The following is a 23,144-nucleotide window of genomic DNA, read 5'->3' on the forward strand; positions in this document are numbered from 1 at the left end:
CGAAGTGGGGAACTCTCCCCATGTTTCGGTATTCCAGGCGCGGTTAGGATGACAGGGTGCGCCGTGCGGCCCGAGCCGACCGGCAGAGTGCCGAGCACGGGCACGTGGGGGGAATCACCGGATGAAGGCGATGTCGTGGATGCGCTCGCGCCCGAAGACGCTCGCATCCGCCGCGGGCGTCACCGTCGGGGTGGTCGCGATCACCACCATGGCCTTCGCGTACGAGGGATTCCCCACCACGAAGGTCGATCTGAACGACGGCGGCGTCTGGATCACCAAGACGTCGAGCCTGCTCGTCGGGCACTTCAACCACGAGTCCACCGTGCTCGACGGCGGCCTGCGCACCACGGGTGACAACTACGACATCCTGCAGGATGCGACGAACATCCTGGTCGTCGACGAGAACGCCTCCACCGTCACCGCCGTCGACCCCTCGCGCGTCTCGCTGGGCGACTCCGCCGCCGTGCCCGCCGCCGCGAAGATCGCCCTCGGCCACCATACGACCGCCATCCTCGACGAGCAGACCGGCGAGCTCTGGGTGCTCCCGGTGCAAGGCGTGTCGGGCTTCGAGCCCGAATCGCAGGACCCGGTGGCCGAGCTCGGGCCCGATGCCGACGTCGCCGTCGCGACCGACGGCACCGTCTTCGGGCTTTCCTCGGAGCGCGGCGAGATCGTCACGGTCCCCGTCGACAGCGAGGGTGAAGCGCTCGAACCCTCGACGGCGTCGCTCGGCGAGGACGGCACGTCGTCCGACGCGAGCATCACCGCCGTCGGGACCACCGCGGTCGTGCTCGACCCCGCCGCCGGCGTCGTGACGACCGCCGACGGACTGCGCGCCGAGATCGGCGGCGCCGGCGATGCGGTGCTGCAACAGGCATCCGCCGAGAACGACGCGGTCGCCGTCGCGACCGCCGACGGTCTCGTGACCGTGCCGCTCGACGGCAGCGAGCCGACCACGGTCGACGCCGGCGCACCGGGCACGCCCGCCGCCCCGGTCTACCTGCGTGGCTGCACCTATGGCGCGTGGGCCGGCTCGGCGACCTTCATCCGCGAGTGCCCCGGCAGCGCGAACGACGTCAACGCCACGGTCGAGGGCGCACAGGACTCGGCGAGCCTCGTGTTCCGCGTCAACCGCGACGTCATCATCCTCAACGACGCGGTGGGCGGCGCGGCCTGGCTCGCCGACGAGAGCCTGCAGCGCGTCGACAACTGGAACGACCTGACCCCGCCGGAGGGCGAGACCGAGAACGAGGACGACTCCACCGAGGAGACCGTCGAGACGACGCTGCCCGAGCGCAAAGAGGAGAACACGCCCCCGATCGCCGAAGACGACTCCTTCGGCGTGCGCCCCGGCGTCACGACGATGCTCCCGGTGCTCGACAACGACAACGACCCCGACGGCGACGTGCTCGTCGCCACCCTCGTCGAGAGTCAGCCGTCGATCGGTACCATCCAGCAGGTGCAGAACGGTGGGGCGCTGCAGATCGCGGTCGAGGAGGATGCATCGGGATCGTCGACGTTCACCTACGAGGCCGAAGACGGCCGCGGCGGGAAGGACACCGCCACGGTCACGCTGACCGTCTACGAGGAGAGCATCAACACCGCCCCGGTGCCGAAGCGCAAGACGTCGCTCACGGTCGAAGAGGGCGGCACGATCTCGTACAACATCCTCCCCGACTGGATCGACCCCGAGGGTGACGACGTCTATCTGAAGGACGTCGTGCCCGCCCCCGGCGACGAGGTCGACTTCAGCACCGACGGTCAGATCACGTACAAGGCGACCGCCAGCGCGCAGGGCCGCAAGGAGATCCAGGTCACGGTCGCCGACGGGTACAACGAGACCGCCACCGCCTCGGTGTCGCTCGACGTACGCCCGGAGGGGTCGACCAAGCCCAAGACCAACGCCGACCACGTGGTCACGCGCGTCGGCGAGCAGGTGACGATCGCGCCGCTCACCAACGACACGAGCTCGGGCCGTGAGCCGCTGCGTCTGGGACGCGTGAACGAGACGCCGGGCGCGACGATCGTCCCGGACTTCCAGAACAAGACCTTCACGTTCACCGCGCAGAGTCCCGGCACCTACTACGTGCTCTATCTCGCGACCGCCGGCCCCGAGAACGGCGAGGGCATCGTGCGCGTCGACGTGCGCGAGGAGACCGCGAGCGACCTCCCACCCGTCGCCGTGCGCGACGTGGCGCTCCTCCCCACCGGCGGCGACGTGCTCGTGGGCGTGCTCGCGAACGACATCGACCCCGGCGGCGGCATCCTGGTCGTGCAGTCGGTGTCGATCGAGGAGGACTCCGGCATCTCGGTGTCGGTCATCAACCACGAGACCCTGCGCATCACCGATCAGGGATCGCTCACCGATCAGGCGCGCATCACCTACCGCATCTCGAACGGATCGAAGTCGGCCGAGGGCGAAGTCGTCGTCATCCCGATCCCGGCGTCCGACGAGATCCTGCAGCCGGTCGCCAATCCCGACACGGCGGTCGTGCGCGCCGGCGACGTCGTGACCATCCCCGTGCTCGACAACGACACGCACCCGAACGACGACGTGCTGCACGTCGCACCGGAACTCGTCGAAGCCCCGGATCCCGAAGACGGCGAGGCCTTCGTCTCGCAGGACACGGTGCGGTTCAAGGCCGGGCCCGAGGCGAAGACCGTGTACCTGACGTACGACGCTGTGGACTCCCGACAGCAGAAGGCCGCCGCGTACGTCACGATCCAGATCCTCCCCGTCGACGAGGAGACGAACGCCGCCCCGCGCCCGCAGGACCTCGTGGCCCGCGTGCTGGCGGGCTCGACGGCGAACATCGCCGTTCCTCTCGACGGCATCGACGCCGACGGCGACTCGGTCGAGCTCATCGACATCGCCAGCAGCCCGTCGAAGGGCCGCATCACCGAGACCGGGCAGAACTACTTCTCGTACGAGGCGTTCGACGACTCCACGGGCGTCGACGTGTTCAAGTACCGGGTGCGCGACCGGCTCGGCAAGGAGGGCATCGCCACGATCCGCGTCGGCATCGCCCCGGGCGAGCAGGTCAACCAGGCGCCGTACGCGGTGAAGGATGCCGTGGTCGTGCGGCCGGGCCGCGAGATCGCCGTGCCCGTCATGGAGAACGACTCCGACCCCGAGGGCGACAAGATCTCGCTCGTCGAGGACGGCCTCGAGGTGCCCACCGACGTCGGCATCGAGGCGCGCGTCTCGGGCGACCGCGTGCTCGTGCAGGCGCCGGATCGCGAACTGGAGACCTCGCTGCAGTACACGATCGAGGATGCGCGGGGTGCGACTGCCACCGCCGCGCTCCAGATCACGGTCGACGACGACGTGCCCCTGCAGGCGCCCATCGCGCGCGATGACCGGGTGCGCCCGACCGATCTCACCGAGGGCACGCTCCGGGCCGACATCGAGATCCTCAAGAACGACGAGGATCCGGACGGCACGACCGACCGGCTCGATGTGACCCTCGGCGAGGGGGCGACGGCGCTTGAGAACGGCAAGGTGCGGGTCGAGGTCGGCGAGGAGATGCAGCTGATCCGCTACACCCTCACCGACCAGGACGGGCTCGAGGCGTCCGCCTTCATCTTCGTGCCGGCAGAGTCCGAGCTGCGCCCCATCCTCGACTCCACCAAGCCCATCGAGGTGATGAGCGGCGAGACCAAGGAGATCCCGCTCTCCGAGTACGTCACGGTCGCCGGCGGCGGCACGGCCCGCATCACCGAGCACGGCAAGGTGAGCGCCGTGCACGCCAACGGCGCCGACCTGGTGCAGGACGAGACGACGCTCGTGTACACCTCGGCCGACAGCTACTTCGGGCAGGACGCGATCACCTTCGAGGTGACAGACGGCACCGGCCCCGACGACCCCGAGGGTCGGAAGGCCACCCTGAGCATCCCGATCAACGTGCTCCCGCCCGACAACCAGCAGCCCGAGTTCATCGGCACCGAGGTCGTCGTGGCGCCCGGCGAGGACCCGACGGTGGTCGATCTTGCCGCGCTCACGACCGACCCCGACCCCGAAGACGCCGACAAGCTGCGGTTCCGCTACCTCAGCGGCGCCGGCAAGGGCATCAGTGCGCGCACCGAGGGCAGCGAGCTGCTCGTCGAGGCGTCGTCGAACGCCGAGAAGGGCACGACGGCGTCGTTGACCCTCGAGATCACCGACGGCACGACCGAGCCGATCGAGGGCACCGTCACCGTGAAGGTCGGCGCATCGACCCGTCCGCTGCCGACCGCGAACACCGACACCGTCTCGGAGGCGAACCAGGGCGAGAGCATCACGGTGCCGGTGCTCGCGAACGACTTCAACCCGTTCCCCGACACCCCCTTGAAGCTCATGACCGCCGCGACCGAGTCGGGCTCCGGCGGCGCCGCGGTCAAGGGCGACGACGTCGTCGTGACGCCGGCCGCGGACTTCGTCGGCACGATGGTCGTGCGCTACCGCATCCAGGACGCGACGAAGGACCCCGAGCGCGAGGCGAACGGGCAGATCGTCGTGACGGTGCAGGGCGTGCCGGATGCTCCGGGCGCGCCGACCGTCACGAGCGTGCAGGATCGCACCGTCGTCGTCTCGTTCGGCGCTCCGTCGAACAACGGCGCCGAGATCACCAAGTACACCGTGCGCTCGGTGAGCGGCAACGCGTACTCGAAGGAGTGCGCGTCGACCACCTGCACGCTCGACGGCCTCACGAACAACGTCGAGTACAGCTTCCAGGTCACGGCGACCAATCGAGTCGGCGAGTCCGACCCGTCCGGCGCGTCGGCCGTGGCGCGTCCGGATGCCCGCCCCGACACCCCGAACCCGCCGACCCTCGCCTTCGGCGACAAGTCGCTCAAGGTGGCGTGGACGACGCCCACGACCCCGGGGTCGCCCGTCGAGCGCTACACGCTCGAGATCTCGCCCGCGCCGCCCTCCGGCGTGACCCAGAAGGAGGTCACCGGCAACTCGATGACCTGGGAGGGTCTGGAGAACGGCTCGAACTACCAGGTGCGGGTGCAGGCGCACAACCGCGCGCCCGAGCCGTCGAGCTGGAGCGGGTGGTCGGCATCCGAGATCCCCGCCGGGCCGCCGATGCCCGCCGCGGCGCCCACCACCGCCGAGATCCCCGGCGTGGGCTCGCAGGCGCAGATGCAGGTGCGCTGGCAGCCCGGCAACGCCAACGGCGACCCCATCGACGCGTTCGAGCTGCAGGTCTACGAGGGGTCGACCCTGCGCAGCACCCTCACGCCCGGTGCGGGTGCCACGTCGCAGGCCGTCACGGTGCAGACGTCGGAGACCGCGTACACCTTCCGCATCCGCGCGCACAACAAGGCCGGCTGGGGCGAGTGGAGTCCCATGTCGGCTCCCCGCCGCGGCGTGAACAAGCCCGGTGCGCCGTCGCTGTCGTCGGTGACCCCGGGTGACCGGTCGCTCACGCTGGCGTGGACCCCCGGCGCCCGCAACGGCGCCAAGACCAGTGAGATCCAGTATCAGTACTCCCTCAACGGCGGGAACTGGGCGGCCCTGCCCGGCGACAACGTCGTGCGCGGTCTCACCAACGGTCAGAACTACAACGTGCGGGTGCGGGGCGTCGCCACGGTCGACGGGACGCAGTACGGCGGCGACCCCTCGAACCAGGTCGCGGGCAACCCGTACGGCCCGCTGCGCAATCCCGACGTCTCGGCGAGCCAGAACCCCAGGAGTGTGACCTTCGCGTGGGACGCCCGCCCGGCGGCGAACGGGCGCGACATCTCCGTGCGCATCCGCATCGACGGCGGCGGCTGGCAGGGCGTGGGGACGACCGGCAACCGCACGGTCGGCGACGGCTACAGCGAGAACCACACGATCGACGTCGAGGTGACCGACACGGCGGGCCAGCGCATCGTGCGCTCCGCCCAGCAGTCGTCGGGTCCCGCCCCGCAGCCGCGGGCATGGGTGACATCGTCGGGCGACGCGAACGGCCAGCCGAACTGCAACGACGGCACCTGCGCGTACTTCTACGTGACCGCGCAGAACTTCCCGCCGAACACGAGCATGTACCTGCAGTGCGCGAGCAACGCCCCGGCGCCCTACGGCGGCACCTTCGGCGGGCGCACCATCCGCACCGACGGCAACGGCAACTACTCCGAGCAGATCGGCTGCTACCTCGGCCTGCGCCGCGGCACGATCGAGGCGTGGGTGGTCATCGACGGCAAGGCCTACGAACACCGCGTCTGGCAATGACCCCGCCGCGCGTACCCGCCCCCCGAGAACGAGGAACGACACACCCATGACCATGACCCCCGAACAGGCCGCCTGGTTCCAGGGCACCTTCCAGCGCCTCGTCGAGAACGTCGACAAGGCGGTGCAGGGCAAGCAGGAGATCGTCGGCCTCGTGATCTCGGCGATGCTGGCCGAGGGCCACGTCCTGCTGGAGGATGCCCCCGGCACCGGCAAGACGAGCCTCGCTAAGGCGCTCGCCGCCACCGTCAAGGGCACCAGCGCGCGCATCCAGTTCACCCCCGATCTGCTTCCCTCCGACGTCACCGGCGTGACGATCTACGACCAGCAGCAGCACCGCTTCGAGTTCCACAAGGGACCGATCTTCGCGTCGATCGTGCTCGCCGACGAGATCAACCGCGCGTCGCCGAAGACCCAGTCCGCCCTGCTCGAGGTCATGGAGGAGTCGCGGGTGACCGTCGACGGCGTGACGCACGAGACCGGCCGCCCGTTCCTCGTGATCGCGACGCAGAACCCCATCGAGCAGGCCGGCACGTACAAGCTGCCGGAGGCGCAGCTCGACCGCTTCCTCATCAAGACGTCGATCGGGTACCCCGACCTCGCGGTCACCGAGAGCATCCTCGCGGGGGCATCCGACCGTAACCCCTCGGCCGGGCTGCCCGCGATCATCACCACAAGCGCGGTCGCCGACATGGCCGATCTCGCGGCCACCGTGCACGTCGAGCCCGCCGTGCTGCGCTACGCGGCCGAGCTCGCCGAGGCGACGCGCGGCGACAGCGCCATCCGTCTGGGCGTCTCGGTGCGCGGCGCGATCGCGATGATCCGTGTCGCGAAGGTCTGGGCGGCGGCGCACGGTCGGCACTTCGTGCTGCCCGACGACATCAAGGCGCTCGCACGGCCGGTGTGGAAGCACCGCCTGCTGCTCGACCCCGAGGCGGAGTTCTCGGGAACCACGAGCGAGACCGTGATCGCGCGGGTGCTCGAGACCGTGCCCGCACCCCAGGCGCGAACGGCGGCCTGATGACGACGGAGGCCCTGCAGACGGCGTCGCCGACGACGGAGCGCGACGCCGACTGGCGTGACGTCGCCGCCGTCCTCGGCGCTCGCGCTGCCGCGCGCCTCCGGACGATCGCTCAGGCGATCCGCCCGCTCGCCTGGGTGCTGATCGGCGCAGCGGTCGGATGCTGGGTCCTCGGGCAGGTGGCCGGATGGTGGGAGTTCACCATCGTGGGGCTCGTCGTCGCCCTCACGCTCGCTCTCTGCGCGCTGTTCCTCATCGGGCGCACGGCCTACGACGTGTCGCTCGACCTCGCGCGCACGCGCGTGGTCGTGGGGGAGCGTGCCATCGGCGCACTCACCCTCGCCAACCGCGGCACCCGGGCGATCCTGCCGTCGCGGGTCGTGCTGCCGGTCGGCGCGGGGCGCGGCGAGTTCGGCATCCAGAGGCTCGCGCCGGGCGCCAGCGCCGAGGAGCTGTTCGCCATCCCGACCCAGAAGCGCGGTGTGGTCAAGGTGGGTCCGGTGAGCGTGGTGCGCGGCGACCCGCTGGGACTCTTCGAGCGGGCGCATCGCCGCGACGACCCGGTCGACCTGTTCGTGCACCCGCGCACCATCCTGTTCGACGGCCAGTCGCTGGGCTTCCTGCGCGACCTCGAGGGGATGCCCGCGACCGACCTCTCCCGCGACGACGTGTCGTTCCACGCACTGCTGGAGTACCAGCCGGGCGACGATCTGCGCCACGTGCACTGGAAGTCGACCGCCCGCACCGGCACGATGATGGTGCGGCAGTACGAGGAGACCCGGCGGTCGCACTTCGTCATCGGCCTCTCACGCTCGTCCGGCGATTACGCCTCGGTCGACGACTTCGAGCTCGCGATCTCGGTGGCGGGGAGCATCGGGCTGCGCGCGCTGCGCGATTCGCAGCGGGTCGACATGCGCGTGCAGGGGCGCGAACTCCCGTCGGGAACGGGCAAGCAGCTGCTCGACTCGCTGGCGGCGGTCGAGGACTCCCGGCCGCGCGACGGGGGCATCGCCGATCTCGCGGGCGTGGTGGCGCGCAACATGCCGCTGGCCAGCGTCGTCGTCCTCATCTGCGGAGGGCGCGTGCCCGCCGAAGAACTCCGGGTCGCGTGCTCGCGCCTGCCCTACGGCGCCCGCGTGCTCGCCGTGGTCACCGACACCTCGACGTCGTCGCCCGCGCTGCGGCGCATCGGCGACGCCGACGTGGTGACCGTCGGAACCCTCGAACAGCTCCCGCTCGCCCTGCAAAAGGTGCTCGCATGAGCGCGCCCGCCGTCTCGCCGACCGCGCTTGCGCCGCGTCGGTGGCTGCTCGACCTCGGGGCCACCGGCCTCGTGGTGACCGCCATCCTCCTCGGCTTCTGGCCGACGTTCGCGGGCGGATCGTTCCTCCCCGCCGCGATCGGCGGTGTGCTGCTCGGGCTCGCCGTCGCCGGGCTGTGCGCGTGGCGGCGCTGGGGCATCCTGCCCATCGCCGGTCTCACGGTCGCGGCGTACTTCGTGTTCGGCGGGGCGCTGGCGCTGCCCGGCACGACGATCGCCGGGTTCGTTCCGACGCTCGAGACGCTGCAGCGGCTGGCGCTCGGCGTCGTGACGGCGTGGAAGCAGATGCTGACGACCGTCGCCCCCGTGTCGGCGGCGGACGGGCATCTGCTCGTGCCTTTCCTCCTCGCGCTGGTCGGGGCCGCCGTCACGGCATCCCTCGCCCTGCGGCTCACGACGGTGGCCTGGGCGCTGATCCCGGCCGCCCTGCTCTTCGTCGTCGTCATCGCCCTCGGCACTCCCGAGCCGGCGTTCCCTCTCGTGCAGGGCATCGTGGTCGCCCTCGTCGCGGTCGTGTGGCTGGCGCTCAGGCAGCTCTGGGCGCCGCAGAACGCCGCGATCTCGGTGAGCGAGATCGACCCCTCCCGCGCGGCCCGCATGCGTCTGCGCCGCATGCTCGCCGGTGCCGGTGTGCTGGCGATCGCCGCCGGCGCGGGGATCGCCTCGTCGGCGGTCGCGATGCCGGGCGAGACGCGGCACGTGTTCCGCGACGTGATCATCCCGCCGTTCGACATCCGCGACTACCCGAGCCCGCTGCAGTCGTTCCGCAAGAACACCCGCGACCTCGACGAGAAGACGCTGTTCACCGTGCGCGGTCTGCCCGAGAAGGCGCGCATCCGCATCGCCGTCATGGATCAGTTCGACGGCATGGTCTACAACGTCACCGACGGCGGGCCGGGGTCGTCGAGCGCGTTCACCCCGCTGCGGTCGGATATGGCGCCCGATGCCGAGGGGCTTCCGGTCACGCTGCAGGTCGAGATCGGCGAGTACGCCGGGGTCTGGGTGCCGGATGCCGGGGCCGTCGACGACATCGAGTACACCGGTGATCGCGCCGACGAGCTGCGCCGCGGCACCTTCTACAACGCCGAGACCGGCACCGCCGTGGCGACGCCGAAGCTCCAGACGGGCGACACCTACACGGTCGACACCGTGATCCCCGGCGAGATCGACGACGACCGGCTCGCCGAGGTGGCGTTCGGCAACGTCACGCAGCCGAAACAGCGCAACGTGCCGGAGGAGCTGACCTCGCTCGCCGCCGAGACGATCGCCGACGCCGAGAGTCCCATCGAGCAGGCCAGGGCCCTGGAGACCATGCTCGCCGACGGCGGATTCTTCAGCCACGGCCTCGAGGGCGAGGTCATCTCGCGTGCCGGGCACACGGCCGAGCGCATCTCGACGCTCGTCGGCGGCGACCAGATGATCGGCGACGACGAGCAGTACGCGGTCGCCATGGCGCTGCTCGCGCGAGAGGTCGGCATCCCCGCCCGCGTCGTCATGGGGTACTACCCCGACGAAGAGAACGCCGGTGACGCCGAGTTCGCGGCGACCGGCGACGACGTGCACGCCTGGGTCGAGATCAACTTCGAGGGCGTCGGGTGGCTACCGTTCGACCCGACGCCGCCCGAGGACCAGGTTCCCAACGACCAGAACACGAAGCCGCGGGTCGACCCGAAGCCGCAGGTGCTGCAGCCTCCGCCCCCGCCGCAGGAGCCGGTCGACCTGCCGCCCACGCTGCCCGACGACCGCAAGGCCGAGGACGAGACGCTCAACCTGCTCGGCATCCTCGGAGTGATCCTGGCGATCGGAGGCGTCACGCTCGCGATCCTCGCGATCCTCGCGTCGCCGTTCATCGTCATCGCGGCATGGAAGGCGGCGAAGAGGCGCGCCCGGCGCACGGCCCCGCGCCCCAGCGACCGGATCAGCGGCGGATGGGACGAGCTCACCGACCGCGCGGTCGACTACGGCGCACGCTTGCCGGCGGGGGCGACCCGCGTCGAGGAGGCGACCGCGGTCGTCGGCACGCTCGGGGTGCCCCGTGCGGCTGCGCTCGCGCAGCGCGCCGACATCGAGGTCTTCGGCCCCACCGAACCCACGCCGCAAGACGTCGACTCCTTCTGGAAAGAGGTCGACGACATCGTCGGCGGCCTCGGTGCGGAGGCCGGGTTCTGGCGGCGCTGGAAGGCGCGCATCAACCTGCGGTCGCTGCTCGGCGGCACGGTCGTCTCGCAGGCTGTGCAGAACCTCCGTGATGCCGCCACGGCGCGCGTCCGCGACTCGGGCGCGCGCGGACGCCGCGAACCTGGCACGATCGAGAACAGCACCCCCGCCCCCGCCCCCGAGAGCGAGAGACCATGACGATGCTCCCCTTCGGCCAGATCGCGCCGATCTCCCGTCGCGCGGTGGCGTATCTGATCGATGCGGTCATCGCAGGCGGCCTCGCGATCGTGCTCAGCGTCGTGCTGGCGCTCATCGTGTCGTTCTCGGGCGGCATCGAGGCATCGCTGGTCACGCTCGCGATCGGCGGCCCGGTCGTCGGCCTGCTGCTGCTCGGGTGGTTCATCGTCTACACCTGGATGCAGTCGGGCACCGGATCGATCGGCATGCGGGCCCAGGGGCTGACGCTCGCCCGCGAGGCCGACGGCGCGCCGCTCGGGTTCGGCCGCGCGCTGGTGCGCAACCTCATCTTCGGTCTCGCCGCCGGGATCGTCGTCGGATACTTCACGCCGCTCTTCGACGGCTCCGGCCGGTTCCAGGGCTGGCACGACAAGGTCGCGAAGTCGGTCATGCTCGATGCGCGGGTCGCGAAGAGCGGGCGCCCCACGGCCCCGGCCGCGGGCGAGGTCGGGCGCGGTTCCGACCTCCGCGCCTCCCCCGCCGGTGCGGCAGCGCCGGCGATCCCCGGACTCGCACCGACGCCGTCGGCGTACGCCCCCGCCCCCACGGCGTCGCGTTTCGCCGCGCCCTCGACGCCGGCTGCACAGCCCTCCGCGGCACCCGCCTGGCCCTCTGCAGCGCAGGCGCCCGCCGCGGCCCCGGCCGCGCCCGCGGCCCCGGCGGCCCCGTTCCCGTCGGCGCCGGCGTTCCCTGCCGCCGCTCCGGCGGCGCCGGTGGGTGCCGACGACGAGCTCATCGCCTTCGTGCCCGGCATCACGCAGGATGCTCCGCCGCGGCGGACGGCCGCGGTCGATCCGGCTTCCGAGGCCCCCGGCCCGCAGCCGCCGGCACCGCAGGCTCCGGCACCGCAGGCGCCCGCACCGCAGGCTCCGACTCCGCAGGCACCCGCACCGCAGGCACCCGCACCGCAGGCACCCGCACCGCAGGCTCCCGCACCGCAGGCACCCGCACCGCAGGCTCAGGCTCCGCAGGCTCAGGCTCCGGCGACCCCGGCTCCGACCGCCGCGGCCGACGCCTGGGCGGCGCCCGCCGCGGCGGCACCCCTCGCCTCGGCGCCCGAGGCGTCGACGCCCGAGCCGGCGTCGAGCGGCGTCGACATCGAGTCGACCCGCATCAGCATCCCGGGGCACCGTCTCGTCCTCACCTGGGACGACGGCACGCGCACGCCGGTGTCGCGACGCACGATCTTCGGCCGCAACCCCGCCCCCGAGGAGGGTGCCGCGGTGGTGGCGGTGCGCGACGAGACCCTGTCGCTCTCGAAGACCCACTTCGAGGCCGCGGCCGAGGTGTCGGGCGGTTGGGTGCTGGATCGGCATTCGACCAACGGCACGACGATCGTGCGCGACGGACAGCGGCTCGCGTGCCCTCCGGGGCAGCGCGTGCCGGTGCGTCTAGGCGACGCGATCGAGATCGGCGACCGTATCGTGACGATCGGCGGCTACGCATGAGGCCCGGGCTGGTGGTCGCGGCCGGCGCCGCCACGCACGCCGGCCTGCGGCGGGCGCTGAACGAGGACGCCTACCTCGCCTCGACCCCGGTGTTCATCGTGGCCGACGGCATGGGCGGGCACGAGGCCGGTGACCGCGCCAGTGCTGCGGTGATCGCCGCGTTCGCGCACTGCGTCGGGCGGTCGGCCCTCGAACTCGACGATGTACGGGGAGCCCTCGAGACCGCGCGCGGGCGCGTCGAGGAGCTCTCGACCTCGGGCAGCGGCCGCGCCGGAACGACGCTGAGCGGTGTGGTCATCGCATCGGTCGACGGCATGGGCTACTGGCTCGCCGTCAACATCGGCGACTCCCGCACCTACCGTCTGGCCGACGACGAGCTCGAGCAGATCACCGTCGACCACTCGGTCGTGCAGGAGCTGATCGATGCGGGCGAGCTGTCGCCGCAGGATGCGCTGCACGACCGTCGGCGCAACATAATCACGCGGGCCATCGGGGCCTCCAGCACGGGTGACGCCGACTACTGGATGTTCCCGGCCGAGCTCGGGGATCGCATGCTCGTCTGCTCCGACGGGCTGACCTCCGAGGTCCCGAATGCTGGCATCCGGGAGATCCTCGCCACGACCCCCGATCCTCAGCGTGCCGCCGACGCACTGATCGACGCGGCCGTCGAGGCGGGCGGTCGAGACAACATCACCGTCGTCGTCGCCGACGCCGTCTCGGTCGCCTCGCGGCCGGGCACGCTGTTCGAGACCGACGACGACATCGACATGGACACGCGCCCGCGCGAGGCCGCAGCAGGAGGGGTTCGCTGATGCAGACCATCTATCGACCGGGACACTGGCACCTTCTCGTGATGCCCGGCGCGCTCGTCGCCCTGCCGCCGGACGCGCCCGCCGAGCTCGTCGCGAGCCTCTGGGAGCGTCTGCCCGCACGGAAGACCCTCGCGACCGTGATCGACGTGCTCACCACCCAGGCGGGATCGTTCACCGCGCTGCCGCCCTTCGCGGCGGCGGTCGCCGAGGGGGCCGATGTGCGGATCGCTCTGCGCGGCGGTGTGTCAGCCCGCGTCACGGCCGGCGATGGCGCGCACGAGCTCGACGGCGCGGAGGTGACGACCTGGAGCGAGCGGTTCGTCGGCGGCGCCACGCGCGTGGAGATCACGGTCGAGGCGGTCGACGGCGAGGCGCGCCTGCCGGTGCAGACCGGAGTCGTGCAGGCGTCCGCCGTCAGCGCTGAGCTCGAATCGGCCGATGCCGCGCCCCTGACCGGTGCCCTCGGGCCCGCTCCGGTCGTCGCCACGTCGGCGGACGGCATATCGGCATCTGTGCTGTCGGGTGCCGCGGTCCGCCTCGCGAGCTTCGCGGGCGCGGCAGCTTCGACCGGGGCCGCTGCGGCGGGGGCGACCGCCGCGGGCGCGGCTGCGTCCGGAGCATCCGCGTTCGGCGGAGCAGCCGCCGTCTCTCTCTCGGGTGCGGCCGCGACGGATGCGACCGGCACCGGTGCTGCAGCGTCCGGGACCCCCGCGCCCAGTGCCGTACCCGCCACCGGTCCGGGCGAGGATGAGCGGTCGGACGACGCCGCCTCCGCCGACGATTCCGTCACGGGGTCGGCCGGCGTGCGCGACGAGTCCGACGCGGATGCCGCGATCAGCGCGCCGCTGCTCGGCGCGGTTCCCGTGCCGCCCGCGGATGCCGGCGACGCCGACGTTCCCGCCCCGAGCGACGCGCCCGACGCGCCCGACGCATCCGCCGCACCTGACGCACCCGCCCCGAGCGATGCCGTCGACGTACCTGACGCGACCGACGCACCCGACGTGCCCGGCACCGCGGCCTCTGCAGAAGACGGCGACGTGGTGACCGCCGCCGCGTCGTCCGGGTCCGACGCGCCCACCGAGCAGCTCGACGAGCTGCCCGTGGTCGCCGAGCTCGTCGCTCCCGAGGTTGACGGCGTCACCCTGATCCCTACCGAGGCGACCCTCGCGGCCAGCGACGACGACTTCGATCTGCTCTTCGGCGACACCGTGCACACCGCTCCGCCGGTGCCGCGCATCTCGGCGCCGCCCGCGCCTCCCGCGCCGCCCGCCCCGTTCCCGGCGCAGGGCGACCACGACGGCGCGACGATCTCGGCCGACGAGCTGCGCGCGATGCGCCAGCAGCCCGCCTCGGCCGATGAGACGCCCACCGCGGTGATCCCCGTCGCCGACGCGCCCACCGCCTCGGCGGGTCGCATCCGGGTGTCGTCCGGCCAGGTCGTGGCCCTCGACCGCACGGTCATCATCGGTCGTCGTCCGCGCTCCCCCCGCGCGAGCGGCGCGAACCTGCCGCACCTCATCGCGGTCGAGAGTCCGCAGCAGGACATCTCGCGCAGCCACCTCGAGGTCCGCCCCGAGGGAGACACCGTGGTCGTCATCGACCTGCACACCACCAACGGCTCGACGCTGCTGCGCCCGGGTGCCGACCCGGTGCGCCTGCACCCGGGGGAGCAGACCCTCGTGCTCACCGGCGACGTGGTCGACCTCGGAGACGGCATCACGATCGCCTTCGAGGACCTCCCGTGAAACGACCGCCGTCCTCCCCTCCCGCCCTCCCCGGTTTCACGTACGTCGAACCGCTGGGCGCGGGCGGGTTCGCCGACGTCTTCCTGTACGAGCAGGAGATGCCGCGTCGCCGGGTGGCGGTGAAGGTGCTGCTCGCCGACCGGCTGTCGAGCGGGGCGGCGCAGGAGTTCGCCGACGAGGCGAACGTCATGGCGATGCTGTCGACCCACCCGGCGATCGTCACGATCTATCAGGCGGGTGTGGCGGGCGACGGTCGGCCCTACCTCGTCATGGAGTACTGCCCCCGCCCCAACTTGCAGACGCGATCGCGCAAGGAGCCGTTCTCGGTCGCCGAGGCGCTGCGCGTGGGCGTGCAGGTCGCGGGCGCCGTCGAGACCGCGCATCGTGCCGGTGTGCTGCACCGCGACATCAAGCCGGCGAACATCCTCGTCACCGAGTACAACCGGCCGGCTCTGACGGATTTCGGTATCGCATCGACCACCGGCGCGACGACCGAGGCCTCCGGCATGTCGATCCCGTGGTCGCCGCCCGAGTCGTTCGCCGAGCCGCCGCGCAGCGGACCCCGGTCGGATGTCTGGGCGCTGGGCGCCACGCTCTTCACCTTGCTCGCCGGGCGGTCGCCGTTCGAGCGTCCGGGTGAGCGCAACTCCAGCGCCGACCTCATCGAGCGTATCGAGCGGGCGGCCGTGCCGCACCTCGGCCGCCCCGACTCGCCCGAGAGTCTGCAGCGGGTTCTCGAGCGGGCGATGGCGAAGAACTCCGACGACCGTTATCCGAGCGCGGTGGCGTTCGCGCGGGCGCTGCAGAAGGTGCAGATCGAGCTGTCGCATTCGGTCACCCCGATCGACATCGTCGACGAGCATCCGCACGCCGACGAGCTCGAAGACGACGACGACGGCCTGACCCGCGTGCGCGAGGTCGTGAGCATCGACCCGGATGCCTCGGCCTTCACCCGCCCGTCGGCCACGACGCAGAAGCACGTCGCTCAGCCCGCCCCGGCGGTTCCGCGCTTCGACCCTGCGCCGGCGCAGCCGGTGAGCGATCGCACCGAGGTGCGCGGCCCGGTCGTTCCGACGCCGCCGCCCGTCAACGACGAGCCGACGCTCCTGCGCCCGCCGCAGGTCGTCTCGCCGGCGGGCCCGCCCGCCCCGGGCTTCGCCGCTTCCACGCCGGGGCCGGCGCCGGCGTATGCGACGGCTCCCTCGTACCCCACCGCACCCCCGCACGCGTCCTCGGCTCCGTCGACGACGCCCGCCGGGCCGCCGCGCCGCCGCACCGGTCTATGGATCTCGCTGATCGCCGCCGGAGTGGTGGTCGTCGTGGTGGCGGCGATCATCGGCCTCAATCTGCTCGCGGCGGGCATCCGCACCGACCCCGCGCCCGAGGCGTCCGAAACCGCCGAACCGCAGGACGTGGTGCCCGACTTCGTTCCCGCGGTGTCGGAGCCCGTCGGCGTACGCGAGGGTGCCACGGTGACGTTCACGTGGGAGAATCCCTCGCCGGAGGAGGGCGACAGCTACCTCTGGAGAGACGTGTACTCGGACGATCCCGACGCACAGCGGCAGACCGATGTGCCGACGGTGACGGTGGAATCTGCGGAAAGGGTGTGTATCGACGTGATCCTGCGGCGCGCTGACGGCCGGGCATCCGAACCGATGCGAGGATGCGTCGGATGATCTGGGAGATCGACGAGAAGACCGAGACGATCGAGGGGCTCGATGCCTCCGGTCGGCCCGATCCTGCCTACGCGTCCGCGCTCGGCCTGCTGCGTGCGCCGCTCGGACGGCGAGCGCTCGCGTTCGTGATCGACGGCGGCATCTGGACGCTGCTGCAGCTGCCCCTGTGGATCGGTGCGGTGCCGCTGCTGGTGAAGTTCCTGAGCGGGTCGATTTCGGCCTACGGCCTCGTCAACCACCCCGACTTCGTGCTCGCGATCGTCATGGCCTCGGTGTCGACCCTCCTCAGCCTCGTGTTCCTCGTGGTGCAGCTCATCCTGCACGGGCTCAAGGGGTTCACGATCGGCAAGAGGCTCGTCGGCATCCGCAGCGTCAACGTGCGCACACTCGAACGTCCGCGGGTCGGCGCGGTACTGCTGCGGTTCCTGCTCGTCGGCGCGGCCGGCATCGTGCCGGTGCTCGGTACCGCGCTCATGCTCGCGTCGCCGACCTTCGATCCGGAGCGGCGCGGCCGCGGCCTGCACGACAAGGCCACGGGGGTGTGGCTCGTCGACGTGCGCAAGGGGCTCAACCCGTACGACGAGAAGCGCATGCGCGTCGCCCGCAAGATGGTGAAGGCCGATCCGGCGCCCGAGCGGTCGGCGCTGCCGTCTCTCGCGACGCCGGTCGACCCGTCCGCCGGGCCGGCTTACCGCCCGGGGAGCCGCGTCAGCGCCGGCGTGCTCGGAGTCGCCCGTCCGTACGACCCCGACGAGCGGCCGACCGTCGGCCTGTCGCTCGCGACCCCGTCGACGCCCCCGGTCTCGGCAGAGCCGGTGCCGGGCGAGACCGGAAAGCCGGTGCTCGGCGGTTACCGTGCCGTGCAGGCCGAGCGCGAGGCCATCGATGCGGTGGGGGCGGATGCCCTCATCGAACCGCTCCCCGCCGACCCCGCCGCACCGCTGCCCGCGATGCCGCGGCCAGCTCCGGGCGTCGTGCGCGCGCCGTCGGAGACACCCGACCCCTACGCACTGCCCGACCCGCTCGCGCCCGCCGCGGCGCAGGTGCCCGCTCCGAGCGCTGCTCCTCCCGCGCCGGCGGTTCCCGCGCCTTCCCCGGCGGACCTTGCATCTGGTGTCCCCGCGCCGGCGGTTCCCGCGCCGGCCGCTCCCGTCGTCCCTGCGGCCGCCGCGCCCGCGACGCCGACGCCCGCGCCCGCGGCCCCGACACCGGCCCCTCCCGCTGCGCCTGCGGCTCCCGCGGCTGCGACGCCCGCTCCCGCCGCGCCTGCGGCCGCCGCACCTGCGGCTCCCGCTCCCGGCGCACCTGCGGCCGCGACGCCTGTGGCTCCGGCTCCTGCGGCTCCGGCTCCTGCGGCTCCGGCGCCTGCGGCTCCGGCCGCACCCACCGGTTTCGGCCTGCGTCTCGACACGGGTGAGAGCATCCGCATCGACGGCCCGATCCTGCTCGGGCGCAACCCCGACGCGGCTCCGCATCCCGGGGCCCGCCCCGTCCCGCTGCCCGACGACACGCGTTCGCTGTCGAAGACCCACCTGCTGGTGCGTCCGGTGCCGGGGGGTCTCGAGGTCGTCGACCTGCACTCGACCAACGGCTCGGCCCTGAGCCGCAACGGGATCGACATGGCGATGCCGGCCGGCACGGTGGTGGCGATCACCGCAGGAGATACGATCCGCCTCGGCGACCGCGTCTTCGCGGTGGTCGCGGTATGACTGCTTGTGAACGACGGATGTCCGTCGCCGGCTCGACCGGCGTGATCGGGGGGAACCGATGAGACTCAAACTGACGCTGCATCGACAGGGCGGCGACCCCGTCGACATCGTGGTGAAGACCGACTCGACGGCGACGGCCGGCGATGTCGCCCGCCACATCGCGCTGGCCGACCCCATGCGTTCCGTGCCGGTCGCCGAGGGCGACGTGCTGACGCTCGCCGTCGCGCCCCCGACGGGGGAGCGCCTCGTGCCGCTGCAGCCCGACGTGCCGCTCGGCGAGGCCCCCATCGGTTCGGGCTTCGCGGCATCCATCGTCAACCACGGTCCGGGGTACGCGTTCGGGGGTCAGCGCGATGTGGCCGGAGTGCTCATCGCCACAGCCGGCGCGCTCGCCGGGCAGGAGTTCCCGATCGCGGCCGGTACGGTCTTCCTCGGCCGCGACGCCGCGAACGACGTGGTGCTGCCCGACCCCATGGTCTCGAAGCGGCACGCGCGTCTCGAGGTCGGCACGCACATCGAGGTCGTCGACCTCAACTCCGCCAACGGTGTGCTCGTCGACGGTGTCGCCGTGCAGCGCGTGCGCATCGAGGAGGGCGAGCCGTTCGTGATCGGCGGCACCACGCTGGTGCTCCGGCTCGTGCGCTCGTTCGACGGCACCCCGAGCGACGAGCCCATCATCGAGCGCGGCGGCGGACTGCTGTTCAACCGCAGCCCGCGGGTCGAGGTGCGCTACCCCGGCACGCTGTTCAAGGTGCCCCGCCTCCCCACCGAGAAGATCGGTCGCCTGTTCCCGTGGCCGATCCTCATCGCGCCGATCCTCATGGGCATGGCGCTCTACGCCCTGAACGGCAACCCCCGTTCGCTGCTGATGATCGTGATGACGCCGCTCATGGCGTTCGGAAACATCATCAACCAGACCGCCCAGAGCAAGAAGGGCGAGAACCACGAGATCCTGCTGTTCGAGCGGCAGTACGAGCAGCTCGAAGAGGACTTCTTCCGCGGCAAGCCCGAAGAGGAGGCGGCCCGCAACGCCGAGGCGCCCCCGGTGGCCGAGGTGTTCGATCATGCGATGCGCCTCGGGCCGCTGCTGTGGACGCGACGGCCGGAGCACTGGAACTTCCTCGCCCTGCGCCTAGGCACATGCCGTCTGCCGGCGCGCAACCGCATCGACGATCAGGACTCTCCCGAGGGTCTGCCCGACTTCATCGACCGCGTCGATCGGCTGCGCGAGCGTTATGCCTTCGTCGACGACGTGCCCGTGTTCGAGACCCTCGCGGATGCCGGATCGGTCGGCATCGCCGGACCCCAGGGCCCCGTCGCCGACACCATGCGCGGAGTGGCCGTGCAGCTGTTCGGCCTGCACGCCCCGAACGACGTGGTGGCCGTCGCATTCGCCGATTCGGCCTGGACGCCCGAGCTCGAATGGCTCAAGTGGATGCCGCACACCTCCAGTGAGCGCAGTCCGTTCCGCGACATGGCGCTGGCCGACTCGGCGCCGACGAGCGCGGCCCTGCTGAGCACGCTCGAAGAGCACGTGTCGCGGGCCGTCGCGTCGAGCGGGTCGGGCGAGCCCCGCGGTCCGTTCAAAGAGGACTGGAACCCGCTGCTGTACGGCACCGACGTCGCGCGCGCGGCGGGCGAGCACAAGAGCACGCCGCCGATCTCGGTCATCGTGTTCGTCACCAACGACGCCCCGGTCGATCGCGGTCGCCTGACCGAGGTGCTCGAACGCGGCGCCGACCATGGGGTGCACGCGGTGTTCGTCTCGCCCACCGTCGAGTCGCTGCCGGCCGTGTGCCGCAGCTACATCGACGTCACGACGGGTCTCGAAGACGCGCAGGTGGGTCTGGTGCGCAACGGCGAGCACTTCGAGCACGTGCAGGTCGAGGGCGTGTCGAACGCCTACATGCAGATGCTCGCGCGACGGCTGTCTCCGGTGGTCGATGCGAGCACCGTGGTGCACGACGCCTCCGACATCCCGGGATCAGTGATGTTCCTGCAGCTCGTCGACCCGGCGATCGCCGAAGACCCGCAGGTGGTGATCGAGCGATGGCGGCAGAACAACACCATCGTCGACCGCAGCCCCACCCCGCGGCCGCGGCTGAAGAAGTCGGGCACACTCCGCGCCATCATCGGGCAGGGAGCATCCGACGCCATGGCGCTCGACCTGCGCACGCAGGGTCCGCACGCGCTGGTCGGCGGTACGACCGGCGCCGGCAAGTCGGAGTTCCTGCAGGCGTGGGTGCTCGGCATGGCCGCCGCGCACAGCCCCGACCGGGTGACGTTCCTGTTCGTCGACTACAAGGGCGGGTCGGCGTTCGCCGACTGCGTCGAGCTGCCGCACTGCGTGGGGCTCGTGACCGACCTGAGCCCGCACCTCGTGCGCCGCGCGCTCACCAGCCTCCGGGCCGAGCTGCAGCACCGCGAACACCTACTCAACCGCAAGAAGGCGAAGGACCTCCTCGAACTCGAGAAGCGGCAGGACCCGGAGTGCCCGCCGGCGCTCGTGCTGGTGATCGACGAGTTCGCGGCGCTCGCTTCGGAGATGCCCGAGTTCGTCGACGGCGTCGTCGACATCGCCCAGCGCGGTCGCTCGCTCGGCATCCACCTCATCATGGCGACGCAGCGTCCCGCCGGTGTCATCAAAGACAACCTGCGCGCCAACACCAACCTGCGCATCGCGCTGCGGATGGCCGACGAGGCCGACTCGCGCGACGTCGTCGACGACGACATCGCGGCGTCGTTCCCCGCGTCGATCCCCGGTCGCGCGATCGCGAAGACGGGCCCCGGACGTCTGGTGCCGTTCCAGTCGGCGTACGCGGGCGGATGGACCACCGACGACGAGTCGACCACTGCCGATGTGCGGGTCGCCGAGCTGCGCTTCGGCGCGAGCGGCGAGTGGGAGCCCGACGGCCTGGTCGAGTCGGACGTTCACGAGGAGGACCTCGGCCCGAACGACCAGAAGCGCATCGTATCGACGCTGATCAACGCGGCCGACCGTGCGCAGCTGCAGCGTCCGCGGCGGCCGTGGCTCGACGACCTCGCGACGGTCGTCGACCTGAACGACCTCACGAACGAGGGCGACACGCGCATCCCGATCGCGCTGACCGATATCCCCGAGAAGCAGCTGCAGCAGTCGGCGGTGTTCCTGCCCGACCGCGACGGCTCGATGGTCGTCTACGGCACCTCCGGATCGGGCAAGTCCACGCTGCTGAAGACCATCGCCACCGCGGCGGGCATGCGCCCCGACCTCGGACGCGTGCAGGTCTACTGCCTCGACTTCGCGTCTGGGGCGCTCGGCGCGCTGTCGGTGCTGCCGCACGTCGGCTCGGTCGTCGACAGCGGCGACGTCGAGCGCATCCAGCGTCTGCTCCGCACGCTCGACGCCGAGATGGACCGGCGGGCGGCCGCGTTCTCGGCCGCGAGTGCGGCGTCGGTGCAGGAGTACCGCGAGCTGCGCGATGCGCGGATGCCCCGCATTCTCGTGCTCATCGACAACTACCCCGAGTTCAAGAAGGACTGGGAGATGGCGCCCGGCCGCGGCCCGTTCTACCGGATTTTCATGCGGATCCTGGGCGAGGGTCGCACGCTCGGCATCCACACCGTCATCACCGCCGACCGCGGCAACGCCGTACCGAGCGCGGTGGCGGCGAACATCTCGCGACGCGTGATCCTGCGCATGGGCGACCCGAGCCAGTACATGCTGCTGGGTGCCCCGCGCGACGTGCTCGACGAGCAGTCGAACCCGGGCCGCGCGGTCGTCGACGGGCACGAGGCGCAGATCGCCGTGCTCGGCGGCACGACGAACGTAGTCGAGCAGACCAAGGCGCTCGCCGCCCTCGGCGACCGGCTGCGCGCCCAGGGCGTGCGCGACCTGCCCGAGATCGGCGCGCTGCCGACGCTCGTGCCGGCCGACGAGATGCCGGCGACGGTCGACGGGATGCCCGTGTTCGGCGTCGCCGACGACACGCTCGCCCCGCACGGCTTCGAGCCCATCGGCTCGTTCGTCATCTCGGGTCCGCCCGCGTCGGGCAAGACCAATGCGCTGCGGTCGCTGGTCACGGCTATGGAGCGGTTCGATCCGAACATCCGGATGTACCACTTCGGCAGCCGTCGCGCCGAGCTCAAGGACTTCCGCCCCTGGGTGCGCAGCGCGACCAAGCCGGAGGACGAGAAGGAGTTGGCGACCGAGCTGGCCGAGCTCGTCGTGGCCGAGAACCCGGATGCTCGCATCCTCATCGTCATCGAAGACGTGCCGCACCTCGCCGACGGCCCGGCCGACCGTCCGATGCGCGCCCTGCTGCAGGCGATGAACAACAGCGACCACCTGCTCATCGGCGAGGCCGAGATCACGCGGGCGAGCGGCAGCATCGGTGTGCTCGGCGAGTGGAAGACGGGGCGTCAGGGCATCGTGCTGAAGCCCGACACGTACGACGGCGAGGGCATCTTCAAGACGCCGTTCGGCCGCGTCAAGCGCTCGGACTTCCCGGTGGGCCGAGGCATCTTCGTGCAGGCCGGTCGGGCCGTCACGATGCAGATGCCGTTCGTCGCCGACGAGGCGCCGAAGAGCTAGCCGGATGGGGAGCGGTGCATGGGTACCGCTCCCCGTTCACCTCGGCGGGTTCGCCCGCTAACCTCGTGTGCAGGAGGCCGGAGACGGCCTGAAGACGATCGATTCGGAGGCGGTTTCTCATGGCCGGACATGATTTCGGAGCAACGTACAGCGAGATGGAGAGCGCGGCGGCGCGTCTTCGTGACGGTCGCAGCACGGTGACCGACACGCTGAAGGAGCTGCAGGGCGTCATCGACGACCTGGTGC

General features: G+C 71.7%; 10 protein-coding genes. All 10 read left to right on the forward strand.

Annotated elements, in window-relative coordinates:
- Positions 1–121 precede the first annotated feature (121 nt).
- Genes AC3A3J_RS02065 through AC3A3J_RS02110 form a run of 10 tightly spaced genes read left to right on the forward strand, consistent with a single transcriptional unit; the run spans position 122 to position 22,898 of the window.
- Complete coding sequence (locus AC3A3J_RS02065; protein ID WP_487670698.1) at positions 122–6,202, forward strand: Ig-like domain-containing protein; 6,081 nt, start codon at positions 122–124, stop codon at positions 6,200–6,202.
- 46 nt (positions 6,203–6,248) lie between these two features.
- Positions 6,249–7,220, forward strand: a complete 972-nt coding sequence (locus AC3A3J_RS02070) for an AAA family ATPase (protein WP_487670699.1) — start codon at positions 6,249–6,251, stop codon at positions 7,218–7,220.
- A complete protein-coding gene (locus AC3A3J_RS02075; protein ID WP_487670700.1) occupies positions 7,220–8,482 on the forward strand; it encodes a DUF58 domain-containing protein in 1,263 nt (420 codons plus the stop codon). Before AC3A3J_RS02070 ends, AC3A3J_RS02075 begins: the two co-directional genes overlap by 1 nt.
- A complete protein-coding gene (locus AC3A3J_RS02080) occupies positions 8,479–10,896 on the forward strand; it encodes a transglutaminase-like domain-containing protein (protein WP_487670701.1) in 2,418 nt (805 codons plus the stop codon). Before AC3A3J_RS02075 ends, AC3A3J_RS02080 begins: the two co-directional genes overlap by 4 nt.
- A complete protein-coding gene (locus tag AC3A3J_RS02085) occupies positions 10,893–12,383 on the forward strand; it encodes an RDD family protein (RefSeq protein WP_487670702.1) in 1,491 nt (496 codons plus the stop codon). Before AC3A3J_RS02080 ends, AC3A3J_RS02085 begins: the two co-directional genes overlap by 4 nt.
- Positions 12,380–13,195 (forward strand): PP2C family protein-serine/threonine phosphatase, encoded by an 816-nt coding sequence (locus AC3A3J_RS02090; RefSeq protein WP_487670703.1) that lies wholly within the window; start codon positions 12,380–12,382, stop codon positions 13,193–13,195. Before AC3A3J_RS02085 ends, AC3A3J_RS02090 begins: the two co-directional genes overlap by 4 nt.
- Positions 13,195–14,940, forward strand: a complete 1,746-nt coding sequence (locus AC3A3J_RS02095) for an FHA domain-containing protein (RefSeq protein ID WP_487670704.1) — start codon at positions 13,195–13,197, stop codon at positions 14,938–14,940. The genes AC3A3J_RS02090 and AC3A3J_RS02095 overlap by 1 nt, the downstream gene beginning before the upstream one ends.
- Entirely contained in the window at positions 14,937–16,616 is a 1,680-nt protein-coding gene (locus AC3A3J_RS02100) for a serine/threonine-protein kinase (protein WP_487670705.1), read from the forward strand. The genes AC3A3J_RS02095 and AC3A3J_RS02100 overlap by 4 nt, the downstream gene beginning before the upstream one ends.
- Positions 16,613–18,325, forward strand: coding sequence for an RDD family protein (locus AC3A3J_RS02105; RefSeq protein ID WP_487670706.1), 1,713 nt, complete (start codon positions 16,613–16,615; stop codon positions 18,323–18,325). The genes AC3A3J_RS02100 and AC3A3J_RS02105 overlap by 4 nt, the downstream gene beginning before the upstream one ends.
- A gap of 58 nt (positions 18,326–18,383) precedes the next feature.
- Complete coding sequence (locus tag AC3A3J_RS02110; protein WP_487670707.1) at positions 18,384–22,898, forward strand: type VII secretion EssC family protein; 4,515 nt, start codon at positions 18,384–18,386, stop codon at positions 22,896–22,898.
- Positions 22,899–23,144 lie beyond the last annotated feature (246 nt).

It is taken from the genome of Microbacterium sp. Soil_N32, from assembly GCF_057655505.1.

Coding starts and splice junctions, on each gene's coding strand:
- AC3A3J_RS02065 (WP_487670698.1), top strand. CDS start 122: ATGAAGGCGATGTCGTGGATGCGCTCGCGCCCGAAGACGCTCGCATCC.
- AC3A3J_RS02090 (WP_487670703.1), top strand. CDS start 12,380: ATGAGGCCCGGGCTGGTGGTCGCGGCCGGCGCCGCCACGCACGCCGGC.
- AC3A3J_RS02110 (WP_487670707.1), top strand. CDS start 18,384: ATGAGACTCAAACTGACGCTGCATCGACAGGGCGGCGACCCCGTCGAC.
- AC3A3J_RS02085 (WP_487670702.1), top strand. CDS start 10,893: ATGACGATGCTCCCCTTCGGCCAGATCGCGCCGATCTCCCGTCGCGCG.
- AC3A3J_RS02075 (WP_487670700.1), top strand. CDS start 7,220: ATGACGACGGAGGCCCTGCAGACGGCGTCGCCGACGACGGAGCGCGAC.
- AC3A3J_RS02080 (WP_487670701.1), top strand. CDS start 8,479: ATGAGCGCGCCCGCCGTCTCGCCGACCGCGCTTGCGCCGCGTCGGTGG.
- AC3A3J_RS02095 (WP_487670704.1), top strand. CDS start 13,195: ATGCAGACCATCTATCGACCGGGACACTGGCACCTTCTCGTGATGCCC.
- AC3A3J_RS02105 (WP_487670706.1), top strand. CDS start 16,613: ATGATCTGGGAGATCGACGAGAAGACCGAGACGATCGAGGGGCTCGAT.
- AC3A3J_RS02070 (WP_487670699.1), top strand. CDS start 6,249: ATGACCATGACCCCCGAACAGGCCGCCTGGTTCCAGGGCACCTTCCAG.